Source organism: Micromonospora sp. NPDC049523 (genome assembly GCF_040676775.1).
In the GTDB taxonomy this organism is placed as follows: Bacteria; Actinomycetota; Actinomycetes; order Mycobacteriales; family Micromonosporaceae; genus Micromonospora_G.
The window spans coordinates 69,977-90,768 of record NZ_JBFAPP010000024.1 but is presented as its reverse complement, the minus strand read 5'-3'; the positions used below and the strand labels follow the sequence as shown (position 1 = coordinate 90,768).

Here is a 20,792-nt window from a genome sequence, read left to right as displayed (position 1 = left end):
GCCCGATCGCGCCGGACGCGTCGGGCAACCCTTCGGCAAACCCCGAGCTACCGGTCGGCGCCCATGGCGTCGATCAGGCTCTGCGGACGCAGGTCCGTCCAGTGCGCCTCCACGTAGTCCAGGCACTCCTGCCGGGGCCCGGGCCCGTGCACGGTGGTCCACCCGGCCGGTACGTCCACGAACGACGGCCAGAGGCTGTGCTGGTTCTCGGCGTTCACCAGCACCAGGTAGGTGCCGTCCGGGTCTTCGAACGGGTTGGTCATCGGTTTCTCCTCGGGTTGGGGTCAATGGACGCGACGAGCACCCGCAGCGCCCGGATCCAGGTGTCGGCCAGGTCCCGGACCGCGTCCTCGGCAAGTACCGCGTCGGGCCAGGTCCAGCTTGCGATCAGGTACGGCCCATCGGTGCGGTCCTCGATGTGCACGGTGACACTGAGACCGTACGCCTGCGGCATGCCCGGATCCGAGGAGTGGGCCGCCGCGGCCGCCATCTCCGGGGCAAAGGACCAGTCCGCCTCCTCCGGCAGCCCGAACCGTCCCAGGTAGTTCACCTGGATGTCGGGCAGGCCGAGCGCGGCGAGCGTCGGGGCGGTCCGCGGGTTGAGGTAACGCAGCAGACCGTAGCCGAGACCGTTGTCGGGCAGGGCCCGCAACTGGTCCCGCACCCTGGTCACGGCGGTGGCCAGCGCAGGGCTCTGGTCCGTACCGGGCGGGTCGGTCAGGCGTACCGGTCCAGGATCCAGGCGTACCGGGTAGACGCTGGTGAACCAGCCGACGGTGCGGGACAGGTCGAGATCGCCGTCGACGGCCGCCTCCTCCCGCCCGTGGCCCTCGAGCGAGAACCGGACGGCGGTGCCGGTGTCGCCGGCATCGCGCCACGTTTCGTTGGCGGCCAGGGCGAGCCCCGTCATCAGCACCTCGTTGACGGTGACGTCGAGCGCGGCCGGCAACCGGGTCAGCAACGGCGACACCTCCGCCGGGTCGAGGGTGACCCGTACCTCGCGGGTGGTCGCCGCGGTGTCCCGGGCCGGGTCGACCGGCGCCAGCAGGGGTGCGGCGCCGTTCATCACCTCGACCCAGTACGCCAGTTCCGCCTCGCGCGCGGGGTCGACCGCCGCCGCGGCGAGCACGTCCGCCCACCGGGCGAAGGGCGTGGTCGTCGGCGCCGGTTCGTCGATGTCGGCGGGCGCCGGGGTCGCGGCGGCGCAGGCGGTCGCGAGTTCGGGCACCAGGATCCGCCAGGAGACACCGTCGACCGCCAGGTGGTGGATCATCAGCAGCAGCCGGCCGGGCCGGTCCCCCGCGTCGAACCACACCGCCTGGACCAGCACACCCCGGTCCGGGTCGAGCCGCTGCCGGGCCAGCCCGGCCTGCTCGTCAACCACGACCCGGAGCCCGTCGTCGTCGAGCGTGGCCACGTCCACCCGCGTGATCAGCGGTAGGGCGTCGACCGTGCCCGGTGCCGGGGTCCGCAGCGTCCACTCGTCGCCGTCGGATGCTCCCCGGTCGAGCCGGGCCCGCAGCAGGTCGTGCCGGTCCAGCAGGTTGCCCAGTGCCCGGCCGAGCCGCTCGGTGCCGAGACCGGCCGGCACCCGCAGCACCACCGACTGGTTGAACCCGGCGATCGGGCCGGTGAGCTCGCGCAGCCAGTGCATGACCGGGGTCAGCGGCACCACCGTCTCCACCGGGACCGCGACCTCGGCCAGCGCCGCGACGGTCCGCAACCGGAACACGTCACGGGGGCGCAACTCCAGCCCGGCCCGCCGGGCCAGCACCACCAACTGGATCGAGGCAGCACTGTCCCCACCCAGGGCGAAGAAGTCGTCCTCGACGCCGAGATCCGGTCGAGCCAACGCCCGTACGGCGACCGCGAGCAGCGCCTCCTCCACCGGCGTACGGGGTGCCCGGCCCGCTGTTGCCGGGTACTGCGGCACCGGCAGGGCGGAACGGTCGAGTTTCCCGTTGCGCAGCACCGGCAGTCGGGGCAGCACGACGAACGCGGCCGGGGTCATGTACTCGGGCAGCAGTCCGGTGAGATGGCTTCGCAGCTCGGCCCGGTTCACCGACTCCCCGGAAACGGTGACCAGGTACGCCACCAGGTGTCGGCCACGCGCCCGGTCCTCGCGTACGACGACGGTTGCCTGGGCGACGGCGGGATGCTGGGCCAGCGCGGCCTCGATCTCACCCGGTTCCACCCGGAAACCGCGGATCTTCACCTGGTCGTCGGCCCGCCCGGCGTAGTCGAGCTGACCGTCCGGGGTCCACCGGGCCAGGTCCCCGGTGCGGTACATCCGGCTGCCGGGCGCCCCGAACGGGTCGGCGACGAACCGTTCCGAGGTCAGCGCGGGGCGGCCCAGGTAACCGCGAGCCAGCCCGGCACCGGCCAGGTACAGCTCACCGGTCACCCCGGGCGCCACCGGCCGCAGCGCGGTGTCGAGCACGTACGCGCGGGTGTTGTGCACCGGGCGGCCGACCACCGGTACGTCGCTGTCCCGGATCCGGCCGACCAGCGCGTCCACCGTGCACTCGGTCGGCCCGTACAGGTTGTAGCTCTCGGTGCCGGCCAGTTCCCGCAGTCGCTGCCACAGGGCCGGCGGCACCGCCTCCCCGCCGACGCCGACCACGGCGAGCCCGCACCGGCCGTCGCGCACCAGTCCGGCGTCCGCCATCGCGGCGAAGTGCGCCGGGGTGACCTCGACGAAGTCGAGCGCGTCCGTACGCACCCGGGCGGCGAGCCGGCCGGGGTCGCGCCGGGTCTCGTCGTCCACGACGTGCAGCGCGTGCCCGTCGAAGAGCCAGAGCTGAGGCTGCCAGGAGGCGTCGAAGGAGAACGACCAGGCGTGGCCGACCCGTAGGTGACGCCGCCCGGTGGCGGCGACCGCCGGCCGGTGCAGCGTGCTCCGGTGACTGTGGAACAGGTTGACCAGGTTGCGGTGGGTGACCACGACGCCCTTGGGCCGACCGGTGGAGCCGGACGTGTAGATGACGTACGCCGGGTGGTCCGGGCGCAGCGGCGCGAGCCGGTCGTCGTCGTCGAGCGCGTGGCCCGGCTGCCCGGCGAGCAGGTCGGCCGTCTCGGCGGTGTCGAGCAGCAGGTGGGGACGACCGGTCCGGGGCAGGTCCCCGGCGAGCGCGGCGGTGGTGAGCAGCAGCACCGGGTCGGCGTCGTCGAGCATCATGGTGACCCGGTCGGCCGGCAGGTCCGGGTCGATCGGCAGGTAGGCGGCGCCGGCCTGCTGGGCGGCGAGGATCGCCGTGATCATCCGTGCGCGGCGGGGCAGCGCCAGGGCGACCACCCGCTCCGGGCCGGCGCCCCGGCTCACCAGCAGCCGGGCGAGCCGGTTGACCCGGTCGTCGAGTTCGGCGAACGTCCACCCGCCGGCACCGGTGTCGTCCGCGACTACCGCCACCGCCTCCGGTGACTCGGTCACCTGCGCGGCGAACAGCGCCGGCATGGTGGCCGCAGGCACGTGCAGGGCGGTGTCGTTCCACTCGGTCAGCACCCGGTGCCGTACGGAACCGGTCAGCAGGTCGATCGTGCCGACCGGAGCGTCCGGGTCGTCGGCGAGTGCGGTGAGCACCCGTACGAACGCGTCGGCGAACCGGCGTACCGCCTGCTCGTCGAAGAGGTCGGGGCGGTACTCGGCGACCAGGGTCAGTTCCGCACCGGGGCCGACAGCCCAGGTCAGCGGGTAGTGGGTGGCGTCGCGCCCACCGGTCGGCCGGATCACCAACCCGTCACCGGGAACTTCCGGCAGGTCCGGTACGGCGGGGAAGTTCTCGAACACCACCAGACTGTCGAAGAGTTCGCCGATGCCGGCCGACCGCTGGATCTCGGCCAGGCCGAGGTGTTCGTGTTCGACCAGTCGCGACTGGGCCGCCCAGACCCGGTCCAGCACCGCGCCGAGCGGGTCCGCCGGGGCGCAGTGCACCCGTACCGGCACGGTGGTGATGAACAGGCCGATCATCGACTCCATGCCGGGCAGGTCGGCCGGGCGTCCGGACACGGTGGCGCCGAACACGACGTCGTGGCGACCGGTGAGTTGGCCGAGGGCCACACCCCAGGCGGCGTGCACCACGGCACCGAGGGTCAGGCCCCGGCGCCGGGCGAGCGCGGTCAGCGCCGCGGTCACCGGCTCCGGCAGCACCACCTCGTGCAACTTCGGTGCGATCGGCAGCCGGGTCGGTTCCGCCGGGGCCAGCAGGGTCGGCTCGGTCAGCCCGGCGAGTTCCGCCGCCCAGGCCGTACGGGCGGCGCCCCGGTCCTGGCCGGCGAGCCAGCCCAGGTAGTCCCGGAAAGGTACGGCCGGGGCGAGCGCGCTCGGGTCGGCGTCGGCGGCGTACAGGGTGGACAGTTCCTCGACCAGCGGCGGCCCGGACCACCCGTCCAGCAGCAGGTGCTGATGGGTGAGCAGCAGCCGGTGCCGGTCGGCGCCGAACCGGGCCAGCAGCAGCCGCAGCAGCGGCGGTCGGGCCGGGTCGAACCTGGCCGCCTGCTCGCCGAGCAGTGCCTGCCAGGCGTCCTCGGCGGCCAGCTCGCCGGCACCGGACAGGACTCGTTCGGTCCACGGAACCGGTGCGTTCGCCGGCACCACGGCCACCGGTCGGCCCGAGCCCAGGTAGCGGAACCCGGCGCGCAGGTTCGGGTGCCGGTCCAGCAGCGCCTGCACGGCGCGACGCAGCCGGTCCGGATCCACCGGACCGTCCAGCTCGAACCAGGTCTGCACGGTGTAGACGTCCGGCCCGTCGGCGTCCAGCGAGGCGTGGAAAAGCAGCCCCGCCTGCAACGGGGTCAGCGGCAGCAACTCCACCGGGGCCGGGTCGAACGCGGCGACCTCGGCCCGCTCGGCCGGATCCAGGTCGAGCAGCGCGCTGGGTGCCGGCACCGCGGCCGGCGCCAGCTCGTGGGCGGCCCGGGCCAGACCGGCCGGCGTACGGGCCTGGAACACCGCGGCCGGGCGGATGCCGAACCCTTCGCGGCGGGCCCGGCTGACAAGCTGGATCGCGATGATGCTGTCCCCGCCGAGGGCGAAGAAGTCGTCGTCGGCGCCGACCCGGGGCAGGTGCAGCAGCTCGGCGACGAGCCGGCAGAACACCTCCTCGCGGGCGGTCGCCGGCAGGCGCCCGCCACCGGTCGTGGCGAAGTCCGGTGCCGGCAGTGCCCGCCGGTCGAGCTTGCCGTTCGCGGTCAGCGGCAACGGGCCGTCGAGCACCACCACCGCCGCCGGCACCATGTATTCCGGCAGCAGGTCCGCCACGTATGCCCGGAGCACCGTCGGGTCCGGTGCCGCCGCGCAGGCCGGGTCGGGGACCACGTACGCGACCAGCCGCACCACGCTGCCGGCCCGGTCCGCCACGACCGCGGCCTGGGTCAGGTCGGGGTGCCCGGCCAACGCGGCCTCGATCTCGCCCAGTTCGATCCGGAAGCCCCGGATCTTCACCTGGTCGTCGACCCGGCCGAGGAAGTCGAGGTTGCCGTCGGCGCGCCAGCGGGCCCGGTCACCGGTGCGGTACATCCTGGCCCCGGGCGGGCCGAACGGGGAGGCGACGAAGCGCTCGGCGGTGAGCGCGGACCGGCCCAGGTAACCACGGGCCAGGCCACGTCCGGCGACGTACAGCTCGCCGACCACACCCGGCGGGACCGGGCGCAGGTTGGCGTCCAGCACGTACGTGCGGGTGTTCGGGTCGGGGCGGCCGATCGGTACGGCCGCGTCCCAGTCCGGCTGCGCCGCCCAGAGGGTGGAGTTGACGGTCGCCTCGGTGAGGCCGTACGCGCCGAACACCCGCTGCCGCTTGGCGAGCCGCCGGATCAGGTCCGGTGGCACGGTCTCCGTACCGACCAGGACGGTGCCGCCGTCGGGCAGCTCGCACCCGGCCGGCAGCGCGGACAGCAGCGACGGCGGCAGGATCATGTGGGTGACGCCGTGCTGGTGCAGGAAGTCGGTCAGCGGGTGGTCGGCGACCCGCGCCTCGTCCGGGATCAGCACCAGTCGCCCACCCACGCACAGCGACATGACCAGGTCGAACACGGCCACGTCGAAGCCGACGGAGGCGAACTGCGACACCCGGCTGTCGGCGGTGACACCCATCCGGTCCACCGCGGTGGCGATCAGGCTGCCGATGCCCTCGTGGCTGACCACCACGCCCTTGGGCCGGCCGGTCGAGCCCGAGGTGTAGATGACGTACGCGGCGTGGTCGAGTCCCGCCGGGATCCGGGTCTGTCCGGGGTCCAGCGCGTCGTCGGCCAGTCCGGCCAGCTCCGCGAGGGTTTCCGGGCTGTCCAACCCGATCCGGTCCACCCCGGCCGGGTCCGGCAACCGGTCCCGGGCCTCGGCGGTGACCAGCACGAGACGGGTGCCGCTGTCGGTGAGCAGGTAGTCGAGCCGGTCGGCCGGCAGGGTCAGCTCCAGCGGCAGGTACGCGGCACCGAGCTTGAGCACACCGAGGATCGCCGCGACCATCTCCCGTGACCGGGGCACGGCCAGTCCGACCACGTCGCCGGCGCGGACCCCGCGTGCCGCGAGCAGCCGGGCGATCCGGTTCGAACGGGCGTCGAGTTGGGCGTACGTCAGCTCGCCGTCGGTGTCGACGACGGCGACCGCCTCCGGTCGCTGCACCACCTGGGCGGCGAACAGCTCCGACACCGTGCCCTCGTCCACCTGACGGTCGGTGTTGTTGAGTTCGTGCAGCACCCGACGGCGTTCGGTGTCGTCGAGCAGGTCGACCCGGCTCACCGGCGCCTCGGGGTCGGCCGCGACGGCCTCGATCAACCGGCTCAGTCGCCGGCCGATGGCCCGTACGGTGTCGGCATCGAACAGGTCGGTCCGGTATTCGAGCAGCACCGTGATCGAGTCCTCGTCGGCCTGCTCGCCGAAGCCGAACACCAGGTCGAACCGGGCGGCGCCGGCCGCGTACGGTTCCGGCGTTGCCTCCAGCCCGCCGAGTTCCAGCCGGTCGGAGTTCCGGTTGCGGTAGACCACCATCACCTGGAACAGCGGGTTGTCGGTGACCGACCGGTCCGGGTTCAGGGCCCGGACCACAGCCTCGAACGGCACGTCCTGGTGCGAGAACGCGGCCAGGTCGGCGGCCCGGACCCGGCTCAGCAACTCGGCGAAGCTCGGGTCACCGGCCACGTCGGTACGCAATACCAGCGTGTTGACGAAGAAGCCGATCAGGTCGTCGAGCGCCTCGTCGGTACGGCCGGCGATCGGGGCGCCGAGCGGGATGTCGGTGCCCGCACCGAGCCGGTGCAGCAGCGCCGCCACCGCGGCCTGACCGACCATGAACATGCTGGCACCGCTGGCCTGGGCGAGCCGACGCAGGGCGCGTACGGCCGCCGGGTCCAGCTCGACGGTCATCTCCCCGCCGGCCTGGCGGGGCTGCCCCGGTCTGGGCGCCCGGTCGGTCGGCAGCTCGATCCGCTGCGGTACGTCGCGCAGGGTTTCCCGCCAGAAGTCGAGCTGGCGGGCAGCGAGACTGTCCGGTGCGTCCGGGTCGCCGAGCAGTTCCCGCTGCCAGAGCGTGTAGTCGGCGTACTGCACCGGCAGCGGCGCCCAGTCCGGTGCGGCACCGCCGCTGCGGGCCGCGTAGGCGACGCCGAGGTCACGCAGGAACGGCCCGTCGGACCACTCGTCGGTGGTGATGTGGTGCAGCAGGAACACCACCACGTGCTCGTCCGGGGTGAGCCGGGCGATGGTGACCCGCAACGGCAGCTCGGTGGCGAGGTCGAACGGGCGGGACGCGGCGGCGCGGACGACCTCGGCGAGGTCGGCCCGGTCGACTGCCACCGTACGCACCACGGGGTGGGCGTCGGCGGGGGCGACGACCCGCTGCGTCGGCAGCCCGTCGTGTTCGACGATGAGCGTACGCAGCGCCTCGTGGCGGAGCATGACGTCGCGGATCGCGGCGGTGAAGGCGCTCTCGTCCAGCGCCCCGCGCAGCCTCGCCACCAGTGGGAAGTTGTACGCCGGGGAGTCCGGGTCGAGCTGTTGGATGACCCAGAGCCGCTGCTGCGCGTACGCGGCGGGCAGCGGGTCCGGCCGGTCCACCGGCACCAGGGCCGGGCGTACGGCGACAGCGGTCTCCGGGGCGAGCCGGGCGGTCAGCTCGGCGACGGTCGGCGCCTCGAACAGGTCCCGGATGGACAGTTCCGCGCCGAGCACGCTGCGGGCCCGGCCGATCAGCCGGGTGGCGAGCAGGGAGTGCCCACCGAGGTCGAAGAAGCTGTCCCGGACCCCGACGGCGGGTAGGCCCAGCACGTCGGCGAAGAGCTGGCAGAGCTGCTTCTCCTGCTCGGTGCTCGGGGCCTGGTCGCCGCCGACCGAGCCGGTCGGCTCGGCGTCCGGCAACGCCCGTACGTTCAGCTTGCCGTTCACCGTCAGCGGCAGCGCGGAGAGGGTGACCAGGGCGGCCGGCACCATGTAGTCGGGCAACCGGAGCTTGAGGTGTTCGCGCAGCCGGGCGGTGAGCGCGGCCACGCCCCGGGCGACGGCCGGCCGGTTGGCGCAGTCGGCGGGTGTCGCCGCCGCCCGCAGCGGCCGGCACAGGTCGACCGGCAGCTCACCGGAGGTGAGCAGGTCCGGCGCCACGAACAGCGCGTCGAGGCTGCCGTCGGAGACCGGCGACCAGGTGGTGAAGACCCGGTAGCCGAGCCCCTCCCCCAGTTCGTGCAGGTCCTCGGGTTCCACCGGGGCCGCCGTCGGCGTGCCGGCGGCGTCGGCCCGGTCCGGGTCGAGCCCGCGCAGCACCGCCTGTTCGGCGGCGAGCCGGGCATTGGGTACGCGTTCCACCCGCAGCCGGTCCGGTCGACGCGCCTTCAGGTGCTCGCCCAGCGTGGACAGGTCGGCGGTGTCGTCGCCCCAGCGGATGGTGGGCGCCTCGGCCAGCGAGAACGGGTCGGCGGTCGACGGGGTGCCGAGGCGGCGCAGGACGGCGTCGTACCGGTGCCGGGTCAGCTCGTTGTGCCGGTGGCCCCGCTTGGTCCGCACGGTCACCGCGACCGGCGTGGTCTGTGCCCAGGCGGCCGGGAGGGACGCGAACAGGTCCGGGTCGACCAGCAGTTCCTTCTCCAGCAGCACGCTGCGCTCGACCGCCCGGCGCAGCCGGTCCGGGTCGGCGCCCGCCCCGGAGCGGGTGGTCTGCACGGCCGCGTGGAACGTCCGGGCCAGGCGCAGGTTGCGTACGTCGCCGACGAACAGCGAGCCGCCGGGTACCAGCAGGTCGACCGCCCCGGCCAGCACCTCGACCAGGTACTCGACGCTCGGGAAGTACTGCACCACCGAGTTGATCACGATGGTGTCGAAGTAGTCGCGGGGCAGCCCGTCGAGCACGTCGGCGCTCTGGTGGCGCAGCTCGACCCGGCCGGCGAGATCCGGCAGGTCGGCGATGTCGGCCCGCAGTTTCTCGATCACCGGACCGGCGAAGTCGGTACCCCAGTACGTCTCGCACTCCGGCGCGAGACGCGACAGCAGCAGCCCGGTACCCACCCCGATCTCCAGCACCCGGCGGGGACGCAGCTCCCGGATCCGGGCGACCGTCGCCTCCCGCCACTCGCGCATGTCGTCGAGCGGGATCGGCTGGCCGTCGTAGCTGCTGTCCCAGCCGGCGAAGTCCTCGTCGGCCACGGCGGTGCCGATCGCGTTGTACTCGTCGTGGTAGATCTGCTGCCACTCGGCCAGGTGCTCGCGTTCGTTGCCCTCGTCGACACCGGCGACCGGTACGACGTACCCGATCAGCCGTCGGCCGGCGCCGGACGCGCCGTCCTTGGCGATGACCGCGGCACGGGCCACCTCGGGATGTTCGGCCAGCACCGACTCGATCTCGCCGAGTTCCACCCGGTAGCCCCGGATCTTCACCTGGTCGTCGGTGCGGCCGAGGAAGTCGAGGTTGCCGTCGGGGCGGCGGCGGGCCAGGTCACCGGTGCGGTAGAGCCGGTCGCCGGGGGCACCGAACGGGTCCGCGACGAACCGCGACGCGGTCAGCCCCGGCGCGCCCAGGTAACCCCGGGCCAGACCGGCACCGCCGATGTACAGCTCGCCGGGGCAGCCGTCGGGCACCGGACGCAGCCAGGGGTCGAGCAGGTGGGCGTGGGTGTTCCAGATCTCCCGCCCGACCGTCGGGGTGGCACTGTCCTCGGTGCCGCCGCCGAGGGTGTTGATGGTGTACTCGGTCGGGCCGTACAGGTTGTAGCCGAGGGTGCCCTCGGTGTCGCGCAGACTGCTCCACACCTGCTCGGAAACGGCCTCGCCGCCGAGCAGCACCAGCACCGGGCGGTGCCGTCCGGCCGCCGGGTCGTGCCGGAGCAGCCCCTCGGAGATCAGGTGGTCGGCGTACGTCGGGGTCACGTTGACCACGTCGATGCGGTGCCGGTCGCAGTACGCCACCAGCGCCTCCGCGTCGCGGCGCAGATCCTCGTCGCAGACGTGCACCTCATGTCCCTCGACCAGCCAGAGCAGCTCCTCCCAGGACATGTCGAAGGCGAACGAGACGGTGTGCGCGATCCGCAGTCGTCGCCCGCCGGCCGCCGCCACCGTCGGGCCGAAGATGGCCTCCTGGTGGTTGAGCTGCATGTTGGTCAGCCCCCGGTACGGCGTGACGACACCCTTGGGGCGCCCGGTCGAGCCGGAGGTGTAGATGACGTACGCGGGATGTTCGAGCCGGTCGGCACGGGTGCTGGCGAACTCGGGGTGCTCCGCGTCGGTGATCCGGGTCGGTGGCAGCGTGTCGAGTTCGGCGGCGACCGCCGGATCGTCGAGGGCGACGATGCCGGGTACCGGCAGCCGGGTCGCCACCGAGGTGGTGGTGAGCACGCAGACCGGGGAGGCGTCGGTGACCATGTGCGCCAGCCGCTCGGCCGGATGGTCCAGTTCCAGCGGCAGGTACGCCGCCCCCGTACGGAGCACCGCGAACAGTGCGGCCACCATGTCCGCCGAGCGGGGCAGGGCCAGCGCCACCACCCGCTCCGGTCCGGCGCCCCGGGCCAGCAGCAGCCGGGCCAGCCGGTTCACCCGCGCGTCCAGTTCGGCGTAGGTCAGCCGGGAGTCGCCGAAGACCAGTGCGGTCTCGTCCGGCGTACGCCGGGCCTGCGCGCCGAGCAGGTCGGCGACCGTCTCGTTCGGCACCGGTCGGGCCGTCGCCCGGGCCCGGACCGCCACCGCCGCTCGCTGCGCGGCCGGGAGTACGTCCAGCCGGCCGACCGGCCGGTCCGGGTCACCGGCGAGTCGCTCCAACGCGGTGGTGAACCGGTCCAGCAGGCTCGCCGCGGTGGTGGCGGCGATCGCGTCGTCCCGGTACGCCAGCGTCGCCCGTACCGTCCGGCCCGGTGCGACCACCAGGGTCAGCGGGTAGTGGGTGGCGTCCACGCTGCCGACCTCGGTCAACCCGTGCCGGTGCGTGCTCTCCTCCCCGCCGCCGACCTGTTGCAGCGCGAACAGGGTGTCGAAGAGCTGGGCGTGCCCGCTGCCGCGCTGCACCTCGCCGAGGCCCAGGTACTCGTGGGCCATCAGCGCCGTACGGGACGCCTGGATCCGGCGCAGCAGGTCACCGACCCGCTCGGTCGGGTCGAGGGCGACCCGTACCGGCACGGTGTTGAGGAACAGGCCGACCGCGTTCGCAACATGCGGGATCTCCGCCGGCCGCCCGGCGACGGTGGCGCCGAACACCACGTCGGTACGCCCGACCGCGTTCGACAGTGCCAGCGCCCAGGCGGCGTTGAGCAGGGTGTTGAGGGTGACGCCCTGCTCCCGCGCGGCGATCCGGATCCGGTCGGTCAGCGCCTCGGACAGCTCGGCCCGGCGGCGCTGCGGCAGGACCGGCCGGCGGGCCCGGTCGACCGGTGCGACCAGGGTCGGTTCGGCCAGGTCGGCGAACTCGGCCTGCCATGCGGCCAGCCCCGCGTCCCGGTCCTGTTCGGTCAACCAGACCAGGTAGTCCCGGTACGAGCCGGCCGGTGGCAGGTCGGTGTCGTCGCCGCCGGTGGCGTACAGGGCGAGGAGCTGGTCGAGCACGATCGCGGCCGACCAGCCGTCCCAGAGCAGCACGTGGTGGGTGATGACCAGCCGGTCGGTGCCGTCGTCGAGGCGGATCAGCAGCAGCCGGAACAGCGGCGGCCGGGCCAGGTCGAACCGCCGGGTCCGGTCGTCGGCGAGCAGTGCCTCGATCCGCGCGACCCGTTCGGGGCCGGACTCGGTGGAGAGGTCGACCACGGTCAGCGGCGGTGGCGGGTCGGTGGTGACGAACTGGACCGGCGCGGTCAGCCCGTCGCCGGTGAATCCGGCCCGCAGGCCGGGGTTGCGGGCCAGCAGGGTCACGCAGGCGGCGAGCAGCCGGTCGGTGTCCATCCGGTACGCCACGTCGAACGCGACCTGCGCGGTGTAGACGTCGATCTCGCCCTGGTCGTAGCTGGCGTGGAAGAACAGCCCCTCCTGCAGCGGCGACAGTGGCCAGACCTCGGCCACCGGCCACGGGCTGCGCGCCCGTACCAGCTCCAGTTCGGCCGGGTCGATCGTGGGCAGCGACCGCGCGTCGGGGACGGGTGCGGTCAGTTCGGTCAGCGCGGCGAGCCAGTCGTCGGCGAGTTCGCGTGCGTCCGACTCGTCCCAGGCGGCCGTGGCCCAGGTCCAGGTGGCGGTCGGGTTGGTGACCCCGCCCCGGACGGTGATCTGCAACGGGTGCGGGTGCGCGGGCGGGGTGCGCAGCCACTGCGCCTCGGGCAGTGCGCCCGCGTAGTCGACCAGCACCGGCGGGCGGGCCACCTGGGCGAGGATCGGGGCGGCCTGCGGGTTGAGGTGGCGCAGCAGGTCGTACCCGGATCCGTGGTCCGGTACGGCACCACGTCGGCGAGCCACCTCGGCCAGCGCTTCGGCGGGATCGGCCGAGGCGGGCAGGCGTACCGGATGTACCCGGCCGAGCGGCCCGACCGTACGGGAGAGGTCGTGGCCGGTCGTGCCGCGGCCGGTGGTCGCCACGTCGACGAGCAGGTCACCTGCGTCCCGACCATGGCGCTGCTGCCAGCGGGTCACCGCGACCCGCAGGGCGGCGAGCAGCACGTCGACCGGGTTGTCGTGGGCGACGGCGGTGAGGTCCAGGTCGATGGTGGACCGGGCTGCCGGGTCCGCGCCGGCCGGCAGTGGCCGGGTCAGCGGGTCGGCGCCGGGTGCGAGGATCTCCGCCCAATGCGTCAACTCGGCCAGCCGGTCCGGATGCTGGGCCTGCTCCCCGAGGGAACGGACGTGACCGCGCAGCGGGGTGTGCACCGGGGCCGTGTCGAACGCCCGGGCGGCCGTCGCGGGGTCGAGCCGGGCCGCGTCCAACAGTTCGGCCAGGTCGGCCAGGAGGATCGGCCAGGACGCCTCGTCCACCGCCAACCGGTGCGCGGCCAGCAGCAGCCGGCCGGGACGGTCCGGACCGTCGTCGAACCAGACGGCCTCGAACACGGCACCGGCCTCCGGGTCGAGCCGCCCGAGCGTCGCCCGTACCGCCGCGTCCACCTGCGCCTGTTCGTCCGACTGCGCCGGATCGGGGGGCGTCGCCGCGGTCACGACGGCCAGCGCGACGTCGTCCGCGGCAGGCACGCCGGGCGGGGCGATGCGCAGGGTCCAGAGCAGCGCGCCGATGCGGGTCAGCCGCTGGCGCAGCCCGTCGTGCCGGTCCAGCAGGGCCGCGAGCGCGGCGCGGACCTGGGTCGTGGTCGTCCCGGAGGGGGTACGGGCGAGCACCGCCGTACCCGCCCCGACGACGGGCAGTCCGCTCTCCCGCAGGCGGTGTACCGCCGGGGTCGGCGGCACGTCCCCGTACCGGTCGGAGACCTGCTCCGGCTCCGGGCTCGCCGGCACCGCAACCGGGGCCGGGTCGGTGGCCGGGGCGACGGGTTCCGGTCCGGCCAGTTCCGCCAGGTGGGCCGGGGTGCGGTGGGTGAACACGTCGCGGGGACTGATCGGGAGGTCGTGCACGTGTGCCCGGTTCGACACCCCGATGGACTGGATGCTGTCCCCGCCGAGGACGAAGAAGTCGTCGTCCGGCCCGACCTCGGGCAGCCCGAGTACGGACGCGAAGATCTCGCAGAACAGCCGCTCCCGTGCCGTACGCGGTGCCCGGCCGGTAACCCGTACGGGTTGCGGCTCCGGCAGCGCACCGAGGTCGAGCTTGCCGCTGGGCGTACGCGGCAGCGTGTCCAGCACCAGCACCGCAGCCGGAACCAGCGGTGCCGGCAGCGTCGCGGCGAGCCCCGCCAGCAGCGCGTCCGGGTCGATGGTGACGCCCGGCCGGGCCACCACGTAACCGAGCAGTCGGGACGTCCCGGCGGCTCCGGTACGGGCCACCACCGCGCAGGCCGCCACCTCCGGCAGCCCGGCGAGCCGTGCCTCGATCTCGCCGAGCTCCACCCGGTGGCCCCGGATCTTCACCTGCCGGTCGGTACGCCCGAGGTATTCGAGCGTGCTGTCGGCGGCGGACCGGACCAGGTCACCGGTGCGGTACATCCGCTCCCCCGCCGGCCCGTACGGGTCGGCGACGAACCGGTGCGCGGTCAGTGCCGCCCGGTCGAGGTAACCGCGGGCGAGTTGCACCCCGGCGACGTAGAGCTCACCGGGCACCCCCGACGGCACCGGCCGCAATCCCTCGTCGAGTACGTAGAGCCGGGTGCCGGCCACCGCGCGACCGATCGGCACGGTGCCACCGGTCCCCCGACCGGCGCCCCCGTCGACCGGCTCGGCGCAGGTGACCTGGATCGCCGCCTCGGTCGGGCCGTACACGTTGTGCACCGGCACCCCGGTCGACTCCTGCCAGCGGCGCGCGACGGCGTCGCCGAGCGCGTCGCCGCCGGCGAGCACCCGGCGCAGCGTGCCCACCGCCCGCGCGTCGCCGCCGACCTCGACCGCGTCGGCGAACGCGGCCAGCATCGAGGAGACGACCACCAGCGTGCTCACCTCGTGCCGGCGGACCGCCTCGGCCAGCCGGGCGGGGTCGCCGGTGGCGTCCGGCGCGGTGAGCACCACGGCGGCGCCGGCCGTCAGCGGCCAGAAGATCTCCAGTGCCGCCGGGTCGAAGCTCGCCGACAGGTGGTGCAGCACCCGATCGTCGGCGGTGAGGCGGAACCGTTCCTGCACCCAGGCGAGCTGGCTGGCGATCGCCGAATGCGGTACCAGCACACCCTTCGGTTGGCCGGTGGACCCGGAGGTGTAGAGCAGGTAGGCCGGGTGCCGCGGGTCGACGAAGGACGCCTTGCTGTCGTCTGCCGCGGCACCGAGGCCACTGCCGGCGGCTTCGCCCAGGACGAGGAGGTCGAGTCCGGCGGCGGGCAGCAGGGACACGGCGGAGGCGGTGGTGACCACCGTGCGTACGCCGGAGTCGGCGAGCAGGTACGCCAACCGGTCGGCCGGGTGGTCCACGTCCAACGGCAGGTACGCGGCACCGGCCTTGAGCACGCCGAGCAGGGCCACGACCAGTTCGGCCGAGCGGGGCACGGCGACCGCGACGACCTGCTCCGGTCCGGCGCCCCGAGCCACCAGTTGCGCGGCGAGCGCCCCGGCACGGGCGTCGAGTTCAGCGTAGGTCACGGTGCCGTCGTCGGACACCAGCGCGGGCGCGTACGGAGTCCGCGCCACCTGCGCCTCGACCGCGGCGACAAGCGTGCTGGACCCACCGTCGTGGTCGGGCCCGGCGAGCCGGGCCAGCAGGTCCTGCCGCTCGGTGGCGGAGAGCAGTTCGACCCGCCCGACCGGCCGGTACGGGTCGTCGACGACCTGTTCCAACAGCCGGGTCAACCAGCCCGCGATCCGGTGCACGGCGGCCCGGTCCAGCCGTGCCGCGTCGTGCTTGAAGCGCAGTTCCAGCCGGTCGCCGGGGACGACGATCAGCGCGAGTGGATAGTGTCCCGCGTCCCGGTAGTCGGTTCCGGCGACGGCGAGCTCCCCACTCGGGTCGCGCAGGTCCGCCTGGTCCGGGTAGTTCTCCAGCACCACCAGGGTGTCGAACAGCTCGTCGAGCCCGGCGATCCGGTGCAGTTCGGCCAGCCCGAGGTGCTGGTGGTCGAGCAGGTCCGACTGTTCGCCGTGCAGCCGGGCGAACACGGCGGCCAGTGACTCCTCCGGCCGCCAGCGGGCCCGGATCGGCAGCGTGTTGATGAGCAACCCGACCAGGTCGCCGATGCCGTCGAGGTCGGCCGCCCGACCGCTGACGGTGGTGCCGAACAGCACGTCACGGCGCCCGGTGAGGTGGCCGAGCAGGATGCCCCAGGCGCCCTGGAGCAGGACGCCGAGGGTGATGCCCTGCTCGCGGGCGCGGGCGCCGAGGCCGGCGGTGGTCGGCGCGGGCAGCGCGATGCGTACCTCGCCGGGGCGGGCCGGCTGGTCGTTTCCGGCCGGCGGGACGAGCCGGGTCGGTTCGTCCACCCCGGACAGTGCCTGCTGCCAGGCGGCCCGGGCAGCGTCCCGGTCCTGCCGGGCGAGCCAGCCGAGATGGTCCCGGTACGGCGTGACCGCCGGGAGCTGCGGTGCGCTGTCGGCGGACCCGTAGAGGGCGAGCAGGTCGCGCAGGAGGACCGGCACCGACCAGCCGTCGGCGACGATGTGCGGGAACTGGAGCACCAGCCAGTGCCGGGTGTCGTCGCGGCGCAGCAGCAGTGCCCGCAGCAGCGGCGGTCGGCCCAGGTCGAACGGGCGGGCCCGTTCGCTGTCGGTTTCGGCGGCGAGCCGGTCCCGCTGCCCGGACTCGTCGAGCCCGGACAGGTCGACGGTGCGCCAGGGCAGGTCCACGCCGCTCACCACGGCCTGGATCAGTCGGCCGTCGGGCGCGAGCCGGAACCCGGCCCGCAGCGGTGCGTGCCGGTCCAGCATCCGCTGTCCGGCGCGGCGCAGTGCGGCCGGGTCGAGCGGGCCGTCGAGGTCGACGATGAGCTGGACCAGGTACGCGTCGGTGCCGGTGCCGTCGGCGAGGGCGTGGAAGTAGAAGCCCTCCTGCATCGGGGTGACCGGCAGCGCCTCGACCAGTCCCGGCAGGTCGGCGGCGAGCTGGGCGGTGGCGTCCGGGTCGAGCACCGGCGGCAGCGGTGCGGTCGCCGGCGCGTCGGTGGCGGGCACCGCGACCGGGGCGAGTTCGGCGACCGTACGGCTGACGAACACCTGCCGGAGGGTGACCGCCAGTCCGGCCTGCCGGGCGCGAATGACGAGTTGGATGGCGACGATGCTGTCCCCGCCGAGGGCGAAGAAGTCGTCGTCGATGCCGACCGTGGGCAGGTCCAGCACCTCGGCGTAGAGGGTGCAGAGCAGTTCCTCGCGGGCACTGCGCGGCCGTACGCCGGTGCTGAGCGCGCCCCGGTCGGGGACGGGCAGGGCGGCGCGGTCGAGCTTGCCGCTGCCGGTGACCGGGAGCCGGTGCAGCGGCACGATGGCGGCCGGCACCATGTACTCCGGCAGCCAGGCGCGGGCCTGCTCCCGCAGCCGCCGCAGCAGGGTCGGGATGTCGCGGAAACGAACCGGGTGGTTGCTGTGCTCGGGGCTCCGGGGCCCGGACGAGGTGGCGCGGTAGGCCGCGACGGGGTTCGCGGACCCGGCGGTGAACACCACGTCGAGGCTGCCGTCGGTGGCGTCCGGGGTCCAGGTGACGGCGACGGCGTATCCGAGCCGCTGGCCGAGGCGGTGCAGGGCCTCCGGGTCGACCGGGTCGACCGGGTCGGCCGCCGGTGCCGGTGCGCCGACCAGGGTGTGCGCGGCGGCGAGGTCCACGGTCAGTCGCGCGTTCGGCACGGCGGTGAGCCGCAGCGTCGCCGGACGCTCGTCGGTGAGCAGGTCCGCGAGCGCGTCGAGGTCCGCGATGCCGGTCCCCCACCGGTACGCGGTCGGCTCGTCCCCGCCGGACGCCGGTGCGGTGGGGCTGTCGCCGCGGCGGCGGAGTACCACGTCGTACCGGTAGCGGGTGAGTTCGTTGTGGTCGTCGCCGCGCTTGACCCACAGGTCGGTGCCGTCGACCTCGGGCAGCTCACGGGCGAGCGCGGGGAAGAACTCCGGGTCGAGCAGGAGTTCACCCTCCCAGGCGAGGTCCTGCTCGACCGCGGTCCGGGTAGCGCCGAGATCGGCCGGGTCGGCGTCGGCGGGTCGGCGTCCGACCTGGATCGCGGCCCGGAAGCAGGGCAGCAGGCGCAGGTTGCGGACGTCGCCGACGAAGACCCGGCCGCCGGGCACGACCAGGTCCACCGCGCGACGCAGTACGTCGGCGAGGTAGTCGGCGTCGGGGAAGTACTGCGCCACGGAGTTGACAATGACGGTGTCGAAGTAGCCGCTCGGCAGCCCGTCGAAGCGGTGCGCCGGCTGCGCCCGCAGGGTGACCCGGGGGGCGAGGTCGGTGTCGCGGTCGACCTGCCGGCGCAGCGAGTCGATCGCCTGCTCGGAAAGGTCGGTGCCCCAGTAGTCGGCGCAGCCGGGGGCGAGGCCGGACAGGAGCAGGCCGCTGCCGACGCCGATTTCCAGGATCCGTTCCGGGCGCAGTGCGGCGATCCGGGCCACGGTGGCGTCCCGCCAGGCCCGCATCTGCGGCAGCGGGATCGGCTGGCCGTCGTAGCTGCTATTCCAGCCGGTGAAGTTCTCCGCCGCCGGTTCGGTCGTGCCGGCGGTGTAGAGCAGTTCGTGCAGGTCCTTCCACTGGGCGACCTGGTGTTCACCGCTGCCCTGTGCGGGCTGGTCACCGGTGGCCGGCACGACGTACGCGACCAGGCGGCGCTCGCCCGGTTGGTCCTCCCGGACGGTGGCGACCACCTGGGTCACGTCGGGATCGCGGGCGAGTGCGGATTCGACCTCGCCGAGTTCGATCCGGTAGCCGCGGATCTTCACCTGGTCGTCGGCGCGGCCGACGAAGTCGAGTTGACCGTCGGCGCGCCACCGGACCAGGTCACCTGTCCGGTAGAGCCGTTGCCCGGGTTCGCCGTACGGGTCGGCGACGAACCGCTGGGCGGTCAGTGCCGGGCGGCCGAGGTAACCGCGGGCGAGCCCGGGGCCGCCGAGGTACAGCTCGCCGATGACACCGACCGGCATCGGTCGCAGGCACGCGTCGAGCACGTACGCGCGGGTGCCGGGGTCGGGGCGGCCGATCGGCACCGAGGAACCGGGGCGGGTGGTCGGGGTGCACAGGCCCAGGGTGGAGTTGACGGTCGCCTCGGTCGGCCCGTACGCGTTGAACATCCGCTGCCGTCCGGCGTACCGGGCGACGAGTTCGGCGGAGACGCGTTCGGTGCCGGCGAGCAGGGTCGCGCCGTCGGGCAGTTCAACCTGCGGCGGCAGCGCGGCCAGCAGGGCCGGCGGCAGGATCATGAAGGTGACGCCGTGCTCGCGGGCGTAGTCGGCGAGTTCGGCGGTGGGCAGCCGCAGTTCGCTGGGAACCACGACCAGCCGGGCACCGGAGAGCAGGGCCAGGCACAGGTCCCAGAACGCCACGTCGAAGCTGGGCGACGCGAACTGGAGGATCCGGCTGTGCGGGCCGATGCCGAAGCGTTGCGTCTGGGTGGCGAGCAGCTTCGCCACGCCGGTGTGGGAGAGCACCACGCCCTTGGGACGCCCGGTGGAGCCGGAGGTGTAGATGACGTACGCGGTGTTGTGCACGGACAGCGGCGTGGTCCGGTCCCGGTCGGTCGGGTCGGTGTCGGGGCAGGCGGCGACCTGGCCGGCGAGGTGTGGCTCGTCGAGCAGCAGCCGGGCGGTGCCCGGGTGCTCGGGTACGTCCGCGGCCAACTCGACCGTGGTCAGCAGGCAGATCGGCGCGGCGTCGCCGAGCATGTACCCGATCCGCTCGGCCGGGTAGTCGACGTCCACCGGCAGGTACGCCCCGCCGGCCTTGAGCACGGCCAGTTCCGCCACGAACAGGTCGACCGAACGGGGCAGCGCCAACGCGACCAGCCGCTCCGGTCCGACCCCGTCGGCGATCAGTCGGTGGGCGAGCCGGTTGGCCCGTACGTTCAGTTCCCGGTACGTCAGCTCGGTCCGGTCCAGCACCAGCGCGACCGCGTCCGGGGTGCGCCGGACCCAGGCCTCGAACAGCTCCGGCAACGGCGTCGACGGGCCGGAGATGGCGGTGTCGTTCCACTGCTCGACCATCAGCCCACGTTCGCCGTCGGTGAGCAGGTCGAGCCGCCCGAGCGGCTGGTCCGGCCGGTGGAGCCCGTCGGTGAGCAGCCGCTCCAGGTGGCCGAGCAGCCGGTCGGCACCCGCACCGGTCAGTGCGCGGCGGGAGTGCCGCAGTTCCAGCGTGATGGTGCCCGCCGTCTCGGTGACACCGAGCCACAGGTCGAACCGGGGGTCGGGGGTGCCGGCGTACCCGATGTTGGTGAGCGGGGTGTTCCGCTCCGGGTCCAGGTGCGCGGCGATCGCCGGCAGCGGCAGCGCGTACGCCGATGCCTCGACCCGCGCGGCGGTGACCCGGGCGACCAGGTCCCCGAAGCCGGGGTGGCCGTCCAGGTCCAGCCGCAGCGGCAGGTCTGCGGCGGTCAGCACCAGGTCGGTGCCGTTGCCGTAGCGGGCGAGCAGGGCCGCGAGGCCGGCGAGCACCACGTCGTCGGGGTTCGCGCCGGCCTGCCGTGCGTGCTCGGTGACCAGCGCGGCGAGGGCGGCCGGCAGCACCCGCCGGTGGCCGGCGAGGTCCGGGTCGTTGTCCTCGGTGAGTTCCCGTTCCGGTCCGTCGGACGGTAGGGCGATCTCCGGCGCGGCCGGCGTCAGCCGGTCGCGCCAATACCGGAGCGCGTCGTCCACGGTGGTCAGTTCGCTGGCGGACAAGAAGACTCACACCTCTTCGACAGGTTGCGCGGGAATGCGC

2 protein-coding genes are annotated in these 20,792 nt (G+C 74.0%); both read right to left on the bottom strand.

Translation table 11 applies throughout. The features are described from left to right. Positions 1-47: 47 nt before the first annotated feature. On the bottom strand, positions 48-263 hold the full coding sequence (locus tag AB0J90_RS29475; RefSeq protein ID WP_326558193.1) for an MbtH family protein: 216 nt from the start codon (positions 261-263) through the stop codon (positions 48-50). Further along, complete coding sequence (locus AB0J90_RS29470) at positions 260-20,752, bottom strand: amino acid adenylation domain-containing protein (RefSeq protein ID WP_363601362.1); 20,493 nt, start codon at positions 20,750-20,752, stop codon at positions 260-262. The genes AB0J90_RS29475 and AB0J90_RS29470 overlap by 4 nt, the downstream gene beginning before the upstream one ends. Positions 20,753-20,792: the final 40 nt, after the last annotated feature.

Coding starts and splice junctions, on each gene's coding strand:
- AB0J90_RS29475 (WP_326558193.1), bottom strand. CDS start 263: ATGACCAACCCGTTCGAAGACCCGGACGGCACCTACCTGGTGCTGGTG.